Source organism: Desulfurivibrio alkaliphilus AHT 2, assembly GCF_000092205.1.
Lineage (GTDB): Bacteria > Desulfobacterota > Desulfobulbia > Desulfobulbales > Desulfurivibrionaceae > Desulfurivibrio > Desulfurivibrio alkaliphilus.
This window is the reverse complement of the sequence record NC_014216.1, coordinates 2703271-2721907: the sequence shown is the minus strand read 5'-3', so window position 1 is coordinate 2721907 and position 18637 is coordinate 2703271. Positions and strand designations below refer to the sequence as shown.

The following is an 18637-nucleotide window of genomic DNA, read 5'->3' as shown; positions in this document are numbered from 1 at the left end:
GGCCCGGCAACTCGCCGGCACGTTACCTGAAAGGACCAAATTAATGCCAAACGACCCTGTTTTGCCCCCGCAAGCGGCCGAAATTCTGGCCAATTTACAAAAAACCTACCAGGTGGAACTGGAGCCGTGGAATATCCGGGAGCATCAGTTGCGCCTGCTTCAGGTCAGCGACCTGGCGCCGCTGCTGGGCGATAAGGACCCTTTTGAGGATGTCGCCGGCTTCCCTTTCTGGGTCAAGGTGTGGGAAGCGGCCCTGGTCCTGGCCGATTTCATGGCCACCCAGGCCCCCGAGCCGCAAGGCCGGGTGCTGGAGTTGGGGGCCGGGCTGGGCCTGCCGGGTTTGGCGGCGGCCGCCGCCGGCCACCGGGTAACCCTAAGCGACTTTGAGGAGCACATTCTTGATTTTCAACGGGTCAGCGCCGCCGCCAGCGGGGTGGAACAGCAAGTGGAGCACCTGCTGCTGGACTGGCTCAGCCCGGGTGAGTTGCCGCAGTTTTCCACCATCATCGGGGCGGAAATTCTCTTCCGGGAAGAGTTTTTCTCGCCCCTGCTGGAGATCATGGACCGCTTTCTGGCCCCCGGCGGCACCATTTACCTGGCCCACGACATCCGCCGCCAGAGTGTTTCCCCCTTCCTGACCAGGGCGGAAAAAGAGAAGAATTTCACCATTGCCATCAGCCAGCGGCGGATGCGGAGCAACGACAGCGAACACACCATCATCCTCAGCCGGTTACAAAAAAAATAACTGCTCGGGAACCCATCGGGTAAGCGGCCACTGAAATGCGCCACCGCATAAATGATCAAAATGATCAAAATGATAAAGGGGATCGAGGGGTAAGCGGTCACGGGGTGCCCCAGATTGCGGCAAGCGGGACGGCGATGCGTGCTCCAGCACGTGAGCCGGCCCGCTTGCCGCAAGGTGGGGTGCCCCGTGATCGCTTACGCTACCGCGATCTTGACTGGAACGCCATGTGGCGGGAAGAGCGGCGCCACAAGAGCCGACCCCGCCGCAACCGGGGAGAGTGGGACCGGCGGGCGGCCGACTTTGCCAGCCGCAACCTGGACTCCCCCTACACCGACCAGTTCCTCGCCAGGTTCCACTGGCAACCGCACTGGACCGTGCTGGATGCCGGCTGCGGCCCCGGCACCCTGGCTCTGCCTTTGGCCCGCCGGGTGCACCGGGTAACCGCCGTTGACTACGCCGCCGCCATGCTGGCCGAACTGAGCAAGGAACAGCAGCGCCAGGGCCTTAACAACATCCGCCCCGTCCAGGCAGCCTGGGAGGATGACTGGGAGAAACTGGCCATAGAGGCCCACGACGTGGTCATCGCCTCCCGTTCCCTGGCGGTGGACGACCTGGAGGGGGCGTTAAAAAAGATGGACCGCTTCAGCAAATGCCTGGCCATCATCGGCGACCGGGTGGGGGCCGGCCCCTTCGACCCGGAACTCTTTGCCGCCCTGGGCCGCCCCTTCGACCCCGGCCCGGATTATATCTACACCCTCAACATCCTCTACCGACTGGGTATCCACGCCAAGGTGGACTTCATCATCCTCGACCACGAACGAATTTATCCGGATCGGCAACGGGCCATCGACTCCCTGCTCTGGATGATCCCGGCCGAAGAACCCCTTTCCCCCGAAGAACAGCACCGCCTGGAGGAGTACGCAGACGCCCGCCTGCACCCCAAGCCGGACGGCCGCCTGGCCCTGCGCCGCGACACCCCCTCCCAGTGGGCCCTTATCCATTGGGAAAAAAACCAGGCCTCCGCGCATGGACGGGGGCCGCGAAGCCCGGTGCAACAACCAAAAATTTCAACGGATTCTCCCATAAAAAGCGGAGGCACCCGATGCGGATCATGATTGTCGGGGCCGGCATGGTCGGCCGCCATCTGTGCGAGAAACTTTCCGGCGAAGGCCAGGAAGTGGTGCTGGTGGACAGCGATGAAAAAAAACTGCGCCGGCTGGAACGCGAACTTAATGTCATGCCGGTGCACGGCAGCGGCGCCTCCCCCAAGGTGCTGGAAAAGGCCGGCATCGAGCAGACCGAGTTGTTCATCGCGGTCACCGACAGCGATGAGATCAACCTGATCGCCTGCATCATCTCCCGCCAGTACAAGGTCAAGACCCGGATTGCCCGGGTGCGCAACAAGGACTTTTACGCCCACGGCACCTCCGGGGTGGAAAGGACCCTGGGGATCGACCTGGTTATCAGCCCGGACCTGGCCATGAGCGAGGAGATCCTGCGGCTCACCACCTTAAGCCAGGCGGTGGAGGTGGCGGAATTCGGCCACGGCCAGGTGGACCTGCTGGGCTACGTGGCCAAGGAGGAACACCCCTGCGTGGGCTCATCCCTGGCCGACCTGCGCGACCTGCAGGACCTGTACCACTTCCTGGTGGTCGCCATCACCCGGGGGGAAAAAACCATCATCCCCCGGGGCCACGACCAGGTGGAGCCCGGCGACAAGCTGTATATTGTCGCCCGTCGCCCCGATGTACCGGCGGTGGAACACCTGCTCTTTGCCAGCACCAGCCGCCTGCCCCGCAAGGTGTTCGTCATCGGCGGCGGCCCCATCGGGGCCATGGTGGCCCGCCAGATGGAGCAACTCAACGTCGATATCAGCCTGCTGGAACAGAATCCCGAGGTCTGCGAAACCCTGGCCGAAGAGCTGGAGGACACGGTGGTGCTCAACAGCGACGGCCTGGAGGCCAACGACCTGCTGGAAGAAGATATCGACCAAGTGGATCTGGTAATCGCGGTAACCAACAGCGACACCACCAATATTCTCTCCAGCCTGCTGGCCAAGCACCACGGGGCTAAGAAATGCATCACCCTGATCAGTAACCCCGGTTTCATGCCCATGCTGGGCAAGCTGGGCATCGATGTGCCGCTTAGCCCCCGCCTGGTGGCGGCCAACATGATCCTGCGCTACGTCCGCCACGGCGGTGGCCGGATCGTCAGCGTGGCCAGCCTGCTGGGCGGCGAGGCCGAGTTAGTGGAGATGAAGGTACCGGACCAAGATCAGTTTGTCGACCTGCCGCTCAAGCACCTCACTTTTCCCCACGGATCCATCGTCGGGGCCATTATCCGGGGGCATCAGACCATTATTCCCACTGGCGACACCCTGCTGGCCCCGGACGACAACCTGATCATCTTTTTCACCAGCGACGCCGAGCAGGGCGTGGAATCCCTTTTCGATAAATAACGATGCATACCGGTGGCGTATTAAATATTTTAGGGAAGTTGCTGCTGCTGATCTCCCTGTTTCTGCTGACCCCCATTCCGGTCAGCGCCTACTACGACGACGGGCTGATGGATATTTTTCTGCTCTGCGCCGCCATCGGGGCCGGGGCCGGGGCGGCGCTGATCCTGCTGTTCAAGCCCATCAAGGAACTGAGCCTGCGTGATGGTTTCGCGGTGGTTACCGTCTGCTGGCTGGGCATGGCCCTGCTGGGCTCGCTGCCCTACCAGCTTTCCGCCCAAGTGCCATCGTTCATCGACGCCCTGTTCGAGTCCATGAGCGGCTTTACCACCACCGGCTCCACCATCCTCACCGACATCGAGGCCCTGGCCCCCAGCCTGCTCTTCTGGCGGGCCACCACCCAGTGGCTGGGGGGGATGGGGATCATCGTCCTCTCGCTGGCCATCCTGCCGCTGCTGGGAATCGGCGGTATGCAGCTTTTTCAGGCCGAGATGACCGGCCCCACCAAGGATCGGCTGACCCCCCGCATCCAGGATACGGCCCGGATTTTGTGGACCGTCTACCTGCTGTTCACCATCCTGCTCATCGCCCTGCTGCTCTTGGGTGGCCTGAGCTTTTACGACGCCGTCACCCAGGCCTTCTGCACCATCTCCACCGCCGGTTTTTCGCCCTATAACGACAGTGTGGGCCATTTCAACTCCCTCTACGTGGAGGTGGTGGTGATCATCTTCATGTTCATCGGCGGCATCAACTTCGCCATGCACCACCACGTGCTACGGGGGCGGCTGAGCACCTACTGGCACAGCGAGGAATTCCGGCTGTTCCTGGGGCTGGCGGTGGGCGCCACCCTGCTGATTACCTTTTTCAACTACCACTTCAATCTTTACGAAAATCTGGCCGGCTCCTTGCGCTACGCCTCCTTTCAGACTGTCTCCATCCTCACCACCTCGGGTTTCGGCACCGCCGATTTCACCCTCTGGCCCTCCTCTTCGCAGTTGATCCTGGTGGGGTTGATGCTGGTGGGGGGCATGGCCGGCTCCACTGCCGGCAGTATCAAGACCGTGCGTTTTTTGCTTTTTTTCAAGTATGTCCGGCTGCAGTTGCGCAGCCTGATCCACCCCCAGACGGTGAGCATCATCAAGCTGGGCGGGCACCGGGTGCCCCGGGAGGTAATGACCGCGGTGCTGGGGTTTTTCGCCCTTTACTTCATGATCTTTTTGATTGCCACCCTGGTGGTCACCGCCCTGGGGGTGGACCTGGTCACCGGCACCACGGCGGTGATCGCCACCCTGAACAATATCGGCCCGGGGCTGCATTTGGTGGGTCCGGCCCACGGCTTTGCCGAGCTGCCGGCCCTGGCCAAGGTGGTCCTCACCTTCTGCATGCTGGCCGGCCGCCTGGAGCTCTACACGGTGATCGTCCTGCTGACCCCCGCCTTCTGGCGCACCGCCCGCCGCCCGGAAATACGCCTTTTCAGCCGTAAACAAGCGGCGGGAACGGGAAGTTGACGGGGAAGTTGATGAAAGAACATTACGATATCATCGTGGTCGGAGCCGGTCATGCCGGCTGCGAGGCGGCCCTGGCGGCGGCCCGGCTGGGCTGCCGCACCGCGCTACTGGTGATGAATGCCGACACCATCGCCGCTTTAAGCTGCAATCCGGCGGTGGGCGGTCTGGCCAAGGGGCACCTGGTGCGGGAGATCGACGCCCTGGGCGGGGAGATGGCTCGCAATATCGACGCCACCGGCATCCAGTTCCGCCAGCTCAACACCAGCCGGGGGCCGGCGGTACGCTCGTCGCGGGCCCAGGCCGACCGTCGCCTTTACCCGCAGCGGATGAAAAAGGTCATCGAAGCACAGCCCAACCTGGAACTGCGCCAGGCCACCGCCGATCAACTGCTCATCGATACCAGCCACGGCCGCTCGCGGGTCTGCGGGGTGGAAACCTCCCTGGGGGAAAGGTTGCTGGCCGGGGCGGTGATCATCACCACCGGTACTTTCCTCAATGGCCTGATCCATATCGGGCTCAAGCATTTTCCCGCCGGTCGCCTGGGCGACCCGCCTTCCCTTTCTCTGCCTGGCCACCTCAAGGCGCTGGGCTTTGCCATGGGGAGGATGAAAACCGGCACTCCGCCGCGCCTCAACGGCGGCAGTATCGATTACCGGCAGCTGGAAAGCCAGCCCGGCGATGACCCGCCCCAGCTCTTTTCCTTTGCCAACGTCGGGCAGAAGCCGCCCCTGCCCCAGGTGCCGTGTCACATCACCTACACCACCGCCGCCACCCACGAGATCATCCGCGCCGGTTGCGGCCAGTCGCCGCTGTTCACCGGAGTCATCCAGGGGGTGGGGGCCCGCTACTGCCCCTCGGTGGAGGACAAGATTATCCGCTTCCCGGAAAAGGAGCGCCACCAGATTTTTCTTGAACCGGAAGGGCTGGACACCCTGGAGGTTTACCCCAACGGTCTTTCCACCAGCCTGCCGCTGGAAGTGCAGCATGCCATGATCCGCAGTGTGCCGGGGCTGGAGCGGGCGCGGATGATCCGGCCGGGGTATGCCATCGAATACGATTACGTCGACCCGCTGGAGCTGCACCCCTGGCTGGAATGCAAACGCCTGGAGCACCTTTTCCTGGCCGGCCAGATCAACGGCACCTCGGGCTACGAAGAGGCGGCGGCCCAGGGGCTGATGGCCGGCATCAACGCGGTGCGCCAGCTGGGCGGGCTCGAACCGGTGGTGCTGGACCGTTCCCAGGCCTACATCGGGGTGCTGATCGACGACTTGGTGACCAAGGGCACCAAAGAACCCTACCGACTCTTCACCTCCCGGGCCGAATACCGGCTGCTGCTGCGGGAAGACAACGCCGATTTCCGCCTCTGTGAAATCGGCCACCAGATCGGCCTGCTGGATGAGCCACGCTACCGTTTTTTCCGCCGCAAACGGGAAAATATGGCCTTGCTAAAACAACAACTGGAACAGACCCGGCTCCACCCCACCCCGGAGGTGAACCGGCAACTTGCGGAGTTGCCAAGCTCCCCCCTGCGCCAGCCCATCAGCCTGGCGGAACTGCTCCGCCGGCCGGAGTTGAACATCGACACGGTGCTGGCCCTGGCCGGAGAAAGCGGGGCGCTCCCGGCCGCCCAACCACTTGCCGCTGGAACGCTTGCCGCCCCCGCTCCCGCTATTGACCCCGCCATTGCCCCCGCCGGCCATGGCGAAGCACAACAACCCACCTATTTTTCCCGCCACATCCGCCAGGAGGTGGAACTGGAATTGAAATACGCCGGTTACATCGCCCGCCAGCAGGAACAGGTGCAGCGCTTCCGCAAGCTGGAGTCCCAGCGCCTGCCCGATGATCTGCAATATGCCGGCATGCCGGGCCTGAGCCTGGAAGTGGCGGAAAAACTGGAACGGGTCCGCCCCCGCACCCTGGGCCAGGCGGCCCGCATCTCGGGCATCACCCCGGCGGCCATCAGCATCCTGCAGGTGCAGCTCAAAAAGAGGACCGCTTAACCAACAGCTTCGGTGCAGATCAGCACCGGCTGACGCCAGGGGTAGACGGTCGCGGCCACAAGCATTGAGCCAGGGAGGCGCCATGGCCAAAGAACACCATTACCACAACCTGAAACTGCTTTACGACCCGCAACGCCAAGAGCAGGTAAGCCAAAGGCTGCTGCCGCTGTTCGGGGACCGGCCGTTGGAGGCGGTGCCATACAAGGCGGGCAAACCGCCGCTCTGGCCGGAAGGTGAAACCACCGTGGTCTGCTACCTGGGGGATCGGGAACTGGCCATGGTGTTGCCCCTGGCCATGGAACAGGGCTGGCGACTGGCTTTGCTGCCGCACCCGGAGTTGAACCGGGCCAAGGCGGGGTTTGGGATTGCAGCCAACCTGCCGGAAGCGGTTGCCGATATCTTCACCGGGGAAGAGCGCTGGGTGGACCTGTTGCTGGTCAACGGCCGACCGGTACTGCAGTCGGTGGTCCTGGGCGAGGTTTTCGATCTGGCGCCGGGCAGCCATGTGGCGGGTTTTTCCGCCCGACTGACCAAGTTCTTTGGCAACCTGAAGCGGCTGACCACCCTGTACCTAAAGCCATACACCTTTAAAACCGCCCTGGGCAAAACCCTGCATACCGCCGCCCTGGGGGTACTGCTGGTGGAACACACCCGCAGCAGCCTGCTGACTCGCAACCTCCTGCCGGACAGCAACATCAATGACGGCATGATGCATGCCATGATACTGGCCCCCCGCAGCCTGCTGGGCCTGCTCCGCCACCTGCTGGGCGGCCTGCTGGGTTTTCACCGCGGCAGCCAATTCCCGCCTTTTGCCGGCCATATCAAAACCGGTACGCTGGAAATCAGCGCTCCCACAGCCATCGATTATCAGCAGGACGGCCTTTCCCTGAGCCAGAAAAAACTGGTCTGCGAAACGGTGCCCAAGGCGCTGCGGTTGCTGCCCGGCCGCCATCTTACCATCGACCGGGCCGTCCCCCCCGGCAAGGAAAGATTTCGCATCCAGGGGCTGCCCACCGGCGAGGCCCGTACCGCGCTGCTGGCCAAATCCCTGCCCATCCTGCCCCATGCCGCCACCGAAGATTTCAAGGAGCTGTACCAGGCCCTGCGGCAAAACGCCTTGGCCACCCCGGCTTATCTCACCCTGATGGTGCTTTCCACCCTGCTGGCGACCATCGGTCTTTTTGCCAACTCGCCCCCGGTGATCATCGGGGCCATGATTCTGGCCCCGCTCATGGCTCCCATCATTTCTTTGGCCATGGGGGTGGCACGCCAAGACACGGCGCTGCTGGCCGGCAGCGCCCGGACCCTGGCCCTGGGGGTGGTTCTGGGGCTTGGCTGCGCTGCCCTGCTGGCTGCCTTGCTGCCACTGAAGGTGGTCACCACCGAAATCGGGGCCCGCCTGACCCCCACCCTGCTCGATTTGGGCGTGGCGATCATCTCCGGCATTGCCGGGGCCTATGCCCATGCCCGGGCGGAAGTGGCCCGCAGCCTGGCCGGGGTGGCCATCGCCGTGGCCCTGGTACCGCCGCTGGCGGTGGCCGGCATCGGTATCGGCTGGGGGGACTGGTCGGTACTTTGGGGCGCCTCGCTGCTCTTCCTGACCAACCTGGCCGGAATTGTGCTGGCCGCCGGGCTTACCTTTCTTACCCTTGGCTACGCGCCTTTTCATCGCGCCAGGCGAGGGCTGCTGATTACCATGGCAGCGGTAACGCTGATCAGTATTCCCTTACTGCTGGGCTTTATGGGCATGAAGGAAGAGCAGACTCTGGTCAGTCAACTGGAGGGACTAACCCTGCAAGAGGTAACCATCCGTGAAGTGCGGATCCGGCCAGGCGAACCGCTGCACCTTAGCTTACGGCTGATCTCGGCGGGAACCATCAGTGACGGGCAACTGGAGGAGGTCAAAACCGCAATCGAAAACCGCATCGGCCGGCCGATTGTCCTGGAGGCGACCATGAGTATTGTGCGCTAGCTCCTGTCCTCATTGCGGCAGGAAAAGCAGGTGCCAGAGCTCATCGATCCAGGCGGGAAAGAAGAGCCAGAGCCAGGCGGCAACCACCAGGAAGGGGCCGAAAGGGATCACGCTGCGGCCGCCCTTGCCTTGGCGGATCATGGCCCCGATGCCCACCACCAGCCCCAGCAGTGAGCTGGCCAGAATAATAAAAGGCAGGGACTGCCAGCCCAGAAAAGCCCCCAACATGGCCAGCAGCTTGATATCGCCGCCGCCCATACCGTCGCGTCCGGTGGCCAGCCGGTAACCCAGGGCCACCAGGTAAAAGGAGCCACCGCCCAGCAAGATGCCCAGGCCGGCATCAACCCAGGTAACGCCGCTCAACACAAAAGAAGCGGCAAAACCCAGCACAATGCCGGGCAGGCTGATGACATCGGGGATCAGTTGATGATCGAGGTCGATAAAAAGGATAGCCAGCAGCGCGGCGGAAAAGATAAAGTAAATCAGCCAGTCCAACGTCAGCCCCAGGCGCAGCAGCAGAGCCAGCGCCAGGCCGGCCATGGCCGCCTCCACCAGGGGGTAGCGCCAGGAGATTTTTGCCTGGCAGGCCCGGCAGCGCCGACGGAGCAGCATAAAGCTGACAAGCGGAATATTGTCGTACCAGGCCAGAGGATTTTTACACCGGGGACAACGGGAGGCCGGCCAGACAATGGTCTCCTTCGCTCCCAGCATACTGGCCGGCAGGCGCAGGATAACCACGTTCAAAAAGCTGCCCACCACCGCCCCCAGAACCATGACCATGGCGATAAGCAGGTAATAAGGGATGTGATATTCCATCGGCATATGGTATATCGGAACCGGTTAAGATGCAGCAAAAAAGCTCTTCAACACTGAAGGTTTCACCGCCATGGCCATTTCCATCGACGAATCCATTCGAATCTTCAAGGCAGAGATCATCTCCCAGGATCAGCGCCTGCCCCAGCGGCGCAGCGAACCGCTGCTGGAGGCCTGCGCCTGCTTGAAACAGCGTTTTAAATCGCGCAAAAACATCCTGGCCTTGCTGGGTATGGCAGAAGGGGTGGTCCTTTACATGCGCAAGCGGCAGGCCGTGGCAGATCCCGAATGCCTGGACTTCCTCAAGGAAACCCTGGCCCATGTGGTCAATATTTACGAAGAAGGCAAGTTCGACCCCGAACGGGAAGAAGAGTTGGGGCGGCGCATGTACAAACGCTTCACCGGCCTGAAAAATCAGTTACAAGAGCGCCGGAGCCCGCAACCGGCCAACCGGGCGGCAACTCCATCCCAAGACCGCCCACCGGCAAACACCAATCCCCCGGCCAGCAAAGCCAGCCGCCCCACCGTTGCCCCCGCCTCGAATGCAGCCGGGGCAGCGGGCAGCAACCGGCCCCACCGCTATGCCCCGATCCCCGGCGAGAGTTGTCGACTGATCAAAATCGGCGAGTTTCCGCTGCTGGTAGTCGGCAAAGCCGTTGCCCGGCTGGCTCCCATCAAGCCCAGTGAGCGCCAGGCCCTGCTGGCGGCCACCGAAGTGTCATTGAAAGATTTCAGTCGCCTGTTCCGCCGGCTGCCCAGGCTTTTTCACGGCCCGTTGAGCAAAATCCCCGCCGGCCGCTTGAAAAAACTCAAACTTCCCCTTATCCTGCCCAGAGGCGGGGGCCTGCCGCCGCTGCCGCCGGAAAACGCCGACCACCTGCTGGTCCTCAGCCACGGCCAGTGGCACGGAGTGATCCCGGTTCGCCTGGCCGGCAGCAAGCCGCTGACCTTGAAGCGTTTTCAGGCGGCCGCCAACGGCGATATCGCCGGCCTGGGCACCACCGATGACGACGCCTCTTACCCTTTGCTCAACCCCCGCGCCCTGCTGGAGCGGGAGGGTTTTCTGACCATGCCCGAGCGGGACTGACTTTTTTTGCCCCCCGCAAGCTGCCGGGAGTGACGCCCAACAAACCAGACCGGGAGGATAAGGCCATGACCACCGCCAACCGTCGTCATAACAGCCGGGTCCCTTTTCAGGCCACCGCCACCCTGCGCTTTGACCATCATACTTACGAGCATTGCCAAACCTCCGACCTCAGCCTGAAGGGGGTGTCGGTGGAGGGTATCAACGGCCATCAGGTGGGCGAACAGTGCCGGGTGGAACTTTATCTTACCGGTAGTACCAGCAACCTGCGCCTGCAAATGAAGGGCGAGGTGGTTCGGGTGGAACAAAACGGCCTGGCCCTGCGTCTCTTTGCCATGGATCTGGACAGCTTTTATCATTTGAAAAACATCATCGCCTACAACCTTGGCGATCCGGACCAGGTGGAGGAAGAGTTTTCCCGCCAACTGGAAAAACCGGATACCATCGTCTGAGCAACCAGTTTTGTTTCCCGGAGTCTACTCATGCCCGCCCGACAAAGCCGTAAAAGTAAAAAGAACCGCACCGAAATCCGCCATGCCCCCTTTGTGGTGATCCTGGTTTTCATGCTCATGGGTATCGTCGGCATTGCCGCCGGCGAGCCCCGGCGGGTCCTGGAGCAGGCCATCCAGGTTTGCCTGAGCTGTATCGGAGTGGGTTGAGGGAATGGAAAGGATACGTCGCTGGGTTCAGGTGTTGTCCACCCTGCTGGTCAACGGCTACTGGGAATTCCCGGTTACCCGTACCATCTACCAGGGGCCGCTGAAGGTGCTCTGCGCTCCGGGCCTTAACTGCTACTCCTGCCCGGCCGCCACCACCTCCTGCCCCATCGGCGCCCTGCAGCAACTCTTTGCCGGCGTGCGCCACACCCTGGAAAGCGGGCAGCTTTACATCGGCCTTTATGTCGCCGGCTTCATGGGGGTGATGGGGGGCGTGCTGGGCCGGGCGGTCTGCGGTTGGCTCTGCCCTTTTGGCTTGATTCAGGATTTGCTTTACAAGATCCCCAGCCGCAAGTTCGGCATTCCTTACTTTATGCGTTACCTCAAGTACGGCTTTCTGCTCTTTTTCGTGATCCTGCTGCCCCTTTTGGTGGTTAACCAGTTCGGCAGCGGCGACACCTGGTTTTGCAAATACATATGCCCGGCCGGAACCCTGACCGCCGGAATCCCCATGTTGATCATGCAGCCCAGCCTGCGCCAGGCGGCGGGCCTTCTTTTCTTGAATAAATTATTTATTATGGTTATGTTCATAATATGGGCGGTTTACGCGAGCAGGCCTTTCTGTCGGACCACCTGTCCGTTGGGCGCCTTTTACGCCCTGTTTGCCAAAGTGCGGCTGGTCAGGTTGCAACTTGACCGCTCCCGCTGCACCAACTGCAAGGCCTGCCACCAGGTTTGCCCCATGGGGGTCAAGTTCAACGAGTCACCGGACGATGCCGAGTGCATCACCTGCCTGGCCTGCATGGACAAAGCCTGCGAATTTGACGCCATTTCGCTGGAGATCGGCGGGGTAACGGTGGGCTCTCGCAGCCCCCGGCCCGCTGCCGCTGACGCCCGTAAGCCATAGCAACCAGTAACACCAACCAAAAGACGGCAACCGCGACCATGAAAACCCCAAAAACAGGTATGACCATGATCGGTAAACGCACTGCCTTGAGCCTTTTTTTCGCTGTCCTGTTCTTGCTCGGCCTGGTCACCGCGGCCCAGGCCATTGAAATGGTCAGCGTCGACCGCCCCAAAATCAACATGCGCAGCGGTCCCGGCACCAACCACTCCATCCTGTGGGAATTGGGCAAAGGCTACCCCCTGATGGTCATCGGACGCCAGGGCAACTGGATGAAAGTGCGCGATTTTGAAGGCGACGAAGGCTGGGTTTACCAACCGCTGGTGGGGCGGACCCCGCACCTGGTGGTCAAGGTACCGGTGGCCAACATCCGCAGCGGCCCCGGCACTCGCTACCGGCTGGTGGGTCAGGCCCGCTACGGGGTGGTCCTGCAGACCATGGAACGGGGCAGCGGCTGGGTAAAAGTGCGCCACGAAAACGGGCTCACCGGCTGGATGTCACGCGACCTCCTATGGGGCTGGTAGGTAAACGGGCCGCAGGGTAAACGGGCCGCAGCACCGCATCTTGCGGCGATCGGCCCGGCTTGCGTACCCGGGGTACGCGGCGCCGGTCCGCTTGCCGCAACCTGCGGCACTGCGACCCGTTTACCCGTGTTGTCCCGGCAGGGATAATGCCTAGGTGATTGGTCCCGTTTCCCGATTGATTGGCCCCCGGTTGACCGGCTGGTCTTCTACTCCCTCCTCCTTAACAGCATCATCCAAAACACCCACCAGGCAACGAGGTAAAAGTTCGTAAGTGCCGCAGGTTCGGGCAAGCGCCCCGGCGCCGCGTACCCCAGGTACGCAAGTCGGGGCGATCGCCCGAAGATGCGGTGCTTACGGACTTTTACCGGCTTTTACCGGGGAAAAGCGGCGGGTATGCCGCCATCCACCGGCAGGGTGGCGCCGGTGGTGGGGGTCTGGCCGGCGGCGAAGAAGACCACGGCGTTGCCCACATCTTCAGCTTTGACCTCGGTTTTCAGCAGGTTGCGCTGGCGGTAATAGGCCCGCAGGCCTTCCGGGTCCAGGTTGCGGGCCTGCATCCGCTCCGGCCCCACCAGGTCCCAGAGCCCGGAGGAAACCCCGTCGGCGTCGAAAACCGCATCGGCGTTGATCATGTTGACCCGCACCCCGATTTCCGCCAGTTCCAGGGCGGCGATTTTCCCCAGCTGGTGCGCCGCCGCCTTGGAGGCGCTGTAAGCCCCGAAAGCGGCACCGGGATCGAAGACATTTTTGGAGCTGTTGATGACGATCTGGCCGCCGCAATTTTGACGCCGGAAAATTTTCGCCGCCTCCCGGATGGTCAGCAGCACCCCGTCGGCATTGACCGCCATCACCCGGCGGAAACCCTCCGCCGACAGTTCCTCCAGCCTGGCCACTTGGGCAATCCCGGCGTTGGGCACCAAGATGTCCAGGCCTCCGGTCTGCCCCACCAACTGCGCAAACCCGGCGCGCACCGACTCCGGGTCGGTGACGTCAAACTTTAGTCCCTGCACCAGTTCCGGGGCAAAGCGCCGCTGTAATTTGTCGACCACCAGTTGCAGGCGCTCCGGTTGAATATCGGCCAGCAGGACCCGGGCGCCGGCGGCCAGCAGGCGATCGGCAATGCCCAGGGCCATGGCCCCGCCACCGCCGGTAACCAAGGCTGTTCTGCCCTCCAGCAGCCTTGGGCTGCCCTTGCCCAGCTTGGCCTGTTCCAGGCTCCAGTACTCCATGGCAAAGATCGAGGCCGGCTCCAGTTCCCGGTATTGCCCCAAGGCCGCACCCCGCAGCTTGGCCCGCACCGTATGGGTGGCGATATCGGCGGCGATCCGGGCCGCCGCCGGGCTGGTGCCGGCCCCGATCAGGCCCAGGCCGGGGACCATAATCACCCGGGGCAGCAGATCCAGCCGCTGTTTTTGCACCTTCCCGGCGGCGCACTGCTCCTCAAAATAGCCCTGGTAAGCGGCAGCATAGTCAGCCAGGGCCCGTTTCAGGTAAGCGTTCCGGGCCGCTTCGTCGGACGCCCCGGCAAAATCCAGCCACAGCGGGTAGTTCTTGGTGCGGATCACATGATCGGGGGTCAATACCCCGCCGGTGAACAGCTCACGGCCGTCGGGCCGGGCCAGGGCCGCCTGCAGGTCGGTATCCCGCCGCCAGTCCAGGCTGAAGCACAAGCGTTGGTCTTCCAGGCCGCGGTTCAGGGCACCCCGCAGCAGGGGCAGCAGTTCCACCGGAGCAGGCGGCGGAGGCGAAGCCAGGACTTCGGCGCCAGAGGCGTTGACGCCCTCCCGGGCACCCGTCACATCCGCGCCTGGACGGGGGCCGCCAACTCCGGTAGCGGCGGGTTCGTCGGCGGCAGCCGACGCCTCGGAGGCGGGCCGCAGGTCCGCCGAGAATGAGCCGCTACCGGAGTTGGCGGCCCCCACCCCGGTGCCATGACCAAGTGCCTTAAGATCTTCTCCCCTGGCGCTCCATTCTTGGGCCACCTTGGTCAAAAAATTTTCGGCCCGGCTGACGTAATCGATCATCCGGCCGTAGGCGGTCTCGGCCTCGTCGGCAAAGGTGAAAATCCCGTGGTTGAGCAAAATAATCGCTTCAATCTGCGGGTTTTCCTCATAGGCGGCGGCCATGGCCTTGGCCAGAGGAAAGCCCGGCATGATAAAGGGCAGGATGGCGATCCGGTCGCCCAAAGCCTCCCGCAACAGCTTTTCCGGCTGATGGCGGTTGGTCAGGGTGACAATGGCGTCGGCGTGGGTGTGATCAATGAAACGGTGGGGCAGAAAGGCATGCACCAGGGTTTCAATGGACGGCCCCGGGGCGGCGGCATCCAGCAGGTGGGTACGGAACTGGTTGACCATCTCCTCATCGCTCAAGCGCTCAAGCACCCGCAGACGACGCAGCCAGGCCAGATCCAGGCCGGGAAAACCGGCCGCCTCGATGGTGGCCAGATCCCAGCCGCTGCCCTTGATGTAGAGCACTTCCATCTCCTCGCCCAGGATATTGGGAACCACCGCCTTAACCGAGGTGTTGCCGCCGCCATGCAGCACCAGTTCCGGTTCACGGCCGATCAGCCGCGAGGTATAAACCCGCAGGGCCAGCGCTTCGGAACAATCAGAACGGGCAGCCACAAACTCCCGGGCCTCAAGATGATCGTAAAGGTTTTTCATCGGCTCATTCCTTAGCAATAGATATTACTCAATAAAAAGGGGCGCAACGTTCACGGGAAGTCCCGAAAGGCTTTACCATAGTTGGTTGTGGCCAGGGGGTGGGGGCTGCACGGAAATTTCATGTTGTACACCAAGCCCCCCGTAAAACACATTCAAACCAGACTCACGATGTAGAGCAGATAGGTTGCCAGCAGGACAACCCCCAGCCCACGACTCAAGCGCTCCCGCAGATAGAGCATGACCAGAAGCAGCAAAGAAAAGGCCAGCATCACCGGCAGGTCGCGGGCCAGCAGCACCGGCGGCAGGGCAAAGGGCATCAGGCTGGCGGTGACTCCCAGCACCATCAGGAGGTTGAACAAATTGCTGCCGATGATGTTACCCACCACCAGAGCATCCTGGCGATGACGCACGGCCACCAGACAGGTGGCCAGTTCCGGCAACGATGTCCCAATGGCGGCCAGGGTCAGGCCGATCACCAGCTCGGCAACCCCAAAATAGGAAGCGACCGCCACTGCGCCCTGGATGAAAAGTTCCGCCCCCCCGGCCAGGGCCGCCAATCCACCCAACACCAGCAACAGGGCCAGCGCGACCGCCCCACCGCCCCCCGGCTTGGTTTGAATTTCGGGGTCCTGCTGCAGCGCCGCTTCCTTGCCGGCACGGTTACTGCCACGATAAGCCCAAGAGGTATAAAATATCAGCGCCCCGACAAACAGGAGCCCGACCGGGCGGGGGAAAAAACCGTAAAAGGCCAGGGCCAGCAGCAATGCCGTAGCCAGGTGCAGCAGACCCAATTCCAGCACCACCGTCCGGAAGGCAAGGCGCAGCGGCACCAGCAGCAGAACCAGGGCCAGGATCAAACCAATATTGGCAATATTGCTGCCGACCACATTACCCAGCATGATCTCTGGATGCCCTCGCCAGCTCGCGGCCAGACTAACGAACAACTCCGGCAGGGAAGTCCCGAAAGCTACCACGGTCAGGCCGATCAGCAAAGGCGACATCCCCCACAGCCGGGCCAGCCGGCGTGCCCCGCCGACCAGCAACTCCCCTCCTCCCCAAAGCAGCAGCAAGCCACTCAGCAGAATCAACAGGGGCCAGAGCAGGGTGGTTTCCGTCATCACATTTCCTTATCGGTCCGCAGAAAAAACCAGCCCTGGCATTTTCTACGAGCAGTTATGGGCCTTGAGCGGGGGGCGGCAAACAGGACCAAAAGTACCAGGCCCACCGGCCCCGGTAAAGCCTTTTCCCTTGACAGCGGTGGAAAACCGGGTTCAGTTTAACCAGTTAGATTGGGGCGAAGGAGCTTGTGGGAAAAGCTTGTACCGGTACGACGTTTGCCGGCCCTGACTTGCTGACAGCCCGTTTTCCAGCGGACTGTTAACGATAGCGTAACCGTTTACCATGGCCTGTACCCTGCGGGCGTAGCGGGCCGTAACCGTCCAGCAGCACTGGGCGGTTACCTGAGGGGAAGTGAGTTTATGGCGGCAGAGCAGACACGCCAGGAAGTCGTTCGGCGGATTAAGGAAGCGGCGGATATTGCCGAAATTATCGGTGAGCATGTCAGCCTGCAGCGCTCGGGAGCCAATCTCAAGGGCCTGTGCCCTTTCCATGCCGAGAAAACACCCTCCTTCATGGTCAGCCCCGACCGCGGCAGTTTCCACTGTTTCGGCTGCGGCGAAGGCGGTGATGTCTTCAGCTTTCTCATGCTCTACCACCGGCTCAGCTTTCCCGAAGCCTTAAGGCAACTGGCCGACCGTTACCGGATTCCCCTGGCGGAAAACACCCTGACGCCGCAGCAGCAGGAGGAAGCCCGCCGGCGGGAAAATCTTTACGCCGTCAACGCCCGGGCCGCCGAACTTTACCACCACTACCTGCTGCACAGCCCGGCCGCCGCCGCGGCCCGCGACTACCTGGCCCAACGGGGCATGGCCGGGGAAATCATCCAGCGCTTTCAACTGGGCTTTGCCCCGGACAGCTGGGATTTCCTCTTCAATCAGCTCAAAAAAGAGCGGCTCTCGCCGGAACTGGCCGCCGAGGCCGGTCTGTTGGCGGCCAAAAAAAACGCCCCCGACGGCCATTCCGCCCGCGGCTACTACGACCGCTTCCGTAACCGAATAATTTTTCCCATCACCGACCTTACCGGCCGGGTTTGCGGTTTTGGCGGCCGCATTCTCGGCCAGGGTGAGCCCAAATATCTAAACACTCCGGAAACCCCGGTATTCGACAAAAGCCGTATCCTGTTCGGGCTTTACCAGCATCGCGAGGCCATTCGCAAGGCCAAAAGCTGCCTGCTGGTGGAAGGCAACTTCGATCTGCTGGCCCTGGCGGCCCACGAAATCTCCGAGGTGGTCGCCCCCCTGGGCACCGCCCTGACCACGGAACACCTGCGGATCCTCCGGGGGTATGCCGACGAGGCGGTCCTGCTGTTCGACGGCGACGCCGCCGGGCTCAAGGCGGCCATGCGGGCCATCCCGCTGTTTTTGGCCGCCAAGCTCACCGGCCGGGTGGCCATGCTGCCGGAAGGCCACGACCCGGACACCTTTGTCCGCCACCACGGCCCCGACGGATTGCGGCAACTGACCGTCGCCGCCGTTTCCCTGCCGGAGTTCGTCTTTACCGAACTGGTGGCCCGGCACGGCCTGGGGGTGGACGGCAAAAACCGGATCATCGAAGAGCTTGCCCCCATCGTGCACAGCCTGGATGACCAGATGCTGCTGCGTACCCGCTTTATTGCACACTTCAGCGAGCGGCTGGGGATCTCCGGCGACCAGTTCTGCCAGAGCATCGCCCGCCGGCCCCAGGTTCGCCGCCAGCCCCCGGAAGAAGGCGACCAGGAGGCAACCGCCCGGCTGGAAGCCAACGAGGAAAAACTGTTTGCCTTCCTTTTCCTGCATGGTTCTCACCTGCCGGACTTCATGGAAGCCGGGCTGCAGGAGGTCATTACCAGCCCCGCCGCCCACCGGTTGCTGGAGCTGATGCTCGAGGCCGGCAACGATTTTGTCCGCACCCCGGAAAATCTACTCAACCTGGCCGAGGGCAGCTTCAAGCCGCTGGTGGCGCGCCTGCTGATTCAGGGCGGCACCTTTTACCCCGATGAACACCGGGAAGAGAGTTCCCAGCAGCTTATGCAATGGCTAAAACGCAACCAGCGTAAAAAAACCGCCGACCAGCTTAACCGGGAAATCAACGCCGCCTACCAGAGCGGCGACCAACAGCGGCTGCTGGAGTTGATGCAGCAGAAACAAGCCCTGCAGTAAGCGTTCAGCCGCACCGCATCTTCGGGCGATCAGCCAGGCTTACGTACTGATGTACG

The 18637-nt window shown here is 62.6% G+C and carries 15 protein-coding genes; 12 read left to right on the top strand and 3 right to left on the bottom strand.

Translation table 11 applies throughout. The features are described from left to right. Positions 1 to 43: 43 nt before the first annotated feature. The 6 genes from DAAHT2_RS11850 (at position 44) to DAAHT2_RS11825 (ending at position 8680) form a co-directional block, all read left to right on the top strand. On the top strand, positions 44 to 745 hold the full coding sequence (locus tag DAAHT2_RS11850; protein WP_013164514.1) for a class I SAM-dependent methyltransferase: 702 nt from the start codon (positions 44 to 46) through the stop codon (positions 743 to 745). Positions 746 to 879: 134 nt separating this feature from the next. Continuing rightward, entirely contained in the window at positions 880 to 1860 is a 981-nt protein-coding gene (locus DAAHT2_RS11845; protein ID WP_013164513.1) for a class I SAM-dependent methyltransferase, read from the top strand. After that, entirely contained in the window at positions 1848 to 3203 is a 1356-nt protein-coding gene (trkA, locus tag DAAHT2_RS11840) for a Trk system potassium transporter TrkA (RefSeq protein WP_013164512.1), read from the top strand. The genes DAAHT2_RS11845 and trkA overlap by 13 nt, the downstream gene beginning before the upstream one ends. A 2-nt stretch (positions 3204 to 3205) precedes the next feature. Beyond that, entirely contained in the window at positions 3206 to 4708 is a 1503-nt protein-coding gene (locus DAAHT2_RS11835; protein ID WP_013164511.1) for a TrkH family potassium uptake protein, read from the top strand. Between the two features lie 11 nt (positions 4709 to 4719). Further along, a complete protein-coding gene (mnmG, locus tag DAAHT2_RS11830; RefSeq protein ID WP_013164510.1) occupies positions 4720 to 6708 on the top strand; it encodes a tRNA uridine-5-carboxymethylaminomethyl(34) synthesis enzyme MnmG in 1989 nt (662 codons plus the stop codon). An 82-nt stretch (positions 6709 to 6790) separates the two neighbouring features. Next, entirely contained in the window at positions 6791 to 8680 is a 1890-nt protein-coding gene (locus DAAHT2_RS11825) for a DUF389 domain-containing protein (protein WP_013164509.1), read from the top strand. Positions 8681 to 8689: 9 nt separating this feature from the next. Here the strand turns inward: DAAHT2_RS11825 and DAAHT2_RS11820 are convergent, their stop codons facing one another. Beyond that, complete coding sequence (locus DAAHT2_RS11820; RefSeq protein ID WP_013164508.1) at positions 8690 to 9502, bottom strand: prepilin peptidase; 813 nt, start codon at positions 9500 to 9502, stop codon at positions 8690 to 8692. A gap of 64 nt (positions 9503 to 9566) precedes the next feature. Here DAAHT2_RS11820 and DAAHT2_RS11815 point away from each other — a divergent pair, with 64 nt between their 5' ends. The 5 genes from DAAHT2_RS11815 (at position 9567) to DAAHT2_RS11800 (ending at position 12661) form a co-directional block, all read left to right on the top strand. Next, positions 9567 to 10580, top strand: a complete 1014-nt coding sequence (locus DAAHT2_RS11815) for a hypothetical protein (RefSeq protein WP_013164507.1) — start codon at positions 9567 to 9569, stop codon at positions 10578 to 10580. Positions 10581 to 10645: 65 nt separating this feature from the next. After that, positions 10646 to 11029 (top strand): PilZ domain-containing protein, encoded by a 384-nt coding sequence (locus tag DAAHT2_RS11810; RefSeq protein WP_013164506.1) that lies wholly within the window; start codon positions 10646 to 10648, stop codon positions 11027 to 11029. 30 nt (positions 11030 to 11059) lie between these two features. Then, positions 11060 to 11236: a CD1871A family CXXC motif-containing protein gene (locus DAAHT2_RS14835; protein ID WP_013164505.1), complete on the top strand. Its 177-nt coding sequence runs from the start codon at positions 11060 to 11062 to the stop codon at positions 11234 to 11236. Between the two features lie 4 nt (positions 11237 to 11240). Next, complete coding sequence (locus DAAHT2_RS11805; protein ID WP_013164504.1) at positions 11241 to 12140, top strand: 4Fe-4S binding protein; 900 nt, start codon at positions 11241 to 11243, stop codon at positions 12138 to 12140. 65 nt (positions 12141 to 12205) lie between these two features. Then, positions 12206 to 12661 carry an SH3 domain-containing protein gene (locus tag DAAHT2_RS11800; RefSeq protein ID WP_013164503.1) on the top strand — a complete coding sequence of 152 codons (456 nt, stop codon included), beginning with the start codon at positions 12206 to 12208 and terminating at the stop codon, positions 12659 to 12661. 371 nt (positions 12662 to 13032) lie between these two features. On the opposite strand, the gene DAAHT2_RS11795 is transcribed toward DAAHT2_RS11800, so the two are convergent. Next, the gene (locus tag DAAHT2_RS11795) at positions 13033 to 15324 is read right to left on the bottom strand and encodes a bifunctional aldolase/short-chain dehydrogenase (protein WP_013164502.1); all 2292 of its coding nucleotides are present in this window, start codon (positions 15322 to 15324) and stop codon (positions 13033 to 13035) included. 152 nt (positions 15325 to 15476) lie between these two features. Then, positions 15477 to 16442 (bottom strand): calcium/sodium antiporter, encoded by a 966-nt coding sequence (locus DAAHT2_RS11790; protein ID WP_013164501.1) that lies wholly within the window; start codon positions 16440 to 16442, stop codon positions 15477 to 15479. A gap of 360 nt (positions 16443 to 16802) precedes the next feature. Here DAAHT2_RS11790 and dnaG point away from each other — a divergent pair, with 360 nt between their 5' ends. Further along, on the top strand, positions 16803 to 18581 hold the full coding sequence (dnaG, locus tag DAAHT2_RS11785) for a DNA primase (protein ID WP_013164500.1): 1779 nt from the start codon (positions 16803 to 16805) through the stop codon (positions 18579 to 18581). The last annotated feature ends 56 nt before the right edge of the window (positions 18582 to 18637 follow it).

What these genes read in the sequence shown, in the direction of transcription:
- DAAHT2_RS11805 (WP_013164504.1), top strand. Translation starts at nt 11,241, where the DNA reads ATGGAAAGGATACGTCGCTGGGTTCAGGTGTTGTCCACCCTGCTGGTC.
- DAAHT2_RS11845 (WP_013164513.1), top strand. Translation starts at nt 880, where the DNA reads ATGCGTGCTCCAGCACGTGAGCCGGCCCGCTTGCCGCAAGGTGGGGTG.
- DAAHT2_RS11790 (WP_013164501.1), bottom strand. Translation starts at nt 16,442, where the DNA reads ATGACGGAAACCACCCTGCTCTGGCCCCTGTTGATTCTGCTGAGTGGC.
- trkA (WP_013164512.1), top strand. Translation starts at nt 1,848, where the DNA reads ATGCGGATCATGATTGTCGGGGCCGGCATGGTCGGCCGCCATCTGTGC.
- DAAHT2_RS11835 (WP_013164511.1), top strand. Translation starts at nt 3,206, where the DNA reads ATGCATACCGGTGGCGTATTAAATATTTTAGGGAAGTTGCTGCTGCTG.
- DAAHT2_RS11850 (WP_013164514.1), top strand. Translation starts at nt 44, where the DNA reads ATGCCAAACGACCCTGTTTTGCCCCCGCAAGCGGCCGAAATTCTGGCC.
- DAAHT2_RS11820 (WP_013164508.1), bottom strand. Translation starts at nt 9,502, where the DNA reads ATGCCGATGGAATATCACATCCCTTATTACCTGCTTATCGCCATGGTC.
- mnmG (WP_013164510.1), top strand. Translation starts at nt 4,720, where the DNA reads ATGAAAGAACATTACGATATCATCGTGGTCGGAGCCGGTCATGCCGGC.
- DAAHT2_RS11800 (WP_013164503.1), top strand. Translation starts at nt 12,206, where the DNA reads ATGATCGGTAAACGCACTGCCTTGAGCCTTTTTTTCGCTGTCCTGTTC.
- DAAHT2_RS14835 (WP_013164505.1), top strand. Translation starts at nt 11,060, where the DNA reads ATGCCCGCCCGACAAAGCCGTAAAAGTAAAAAGAACCGCACCGAAATC.
- DAAHT2_RS11810 (WP_013164506.1), top strand. Translation starts at nt 10,646, where the DNA reads ATGACCACCGCCAACCGTCGTCATAACAGCCGGGTCCCTTTTCAGGCC.
- DAAHT2_RS11795 (WP_013164502.1), bottom strand. Translation starts at nt 15,324, where the DNA reads ATGAAAAACCTTTACGATCATCTTGAGGCCCGGGAGTTTGTGGCTGCC.
- DAAHT2_RS11825 (WP_013164509.1), top strand. Translation starts at nt 6,791, where the DNA reads ATGGCCAAAGAACACCATTACCACAACCTGAAACTGCTTTACGACCCG.
- DAAHT2_RS11815 (WP_013164507.1), top strand. Translation starts at nt 9,567, where the DNA reads ATGGCCATTTCCATCGACGAATCCATTCGAATCTTCAAGGCAGAGATC.
- dnaG (WP_013164500.1), top strand. Translation starts at nt 16,803, where the DNA reads ATGGCGGCAGAGCAGACACGCCAGGAAGTCGTTCGGCGGATTAAGGAA.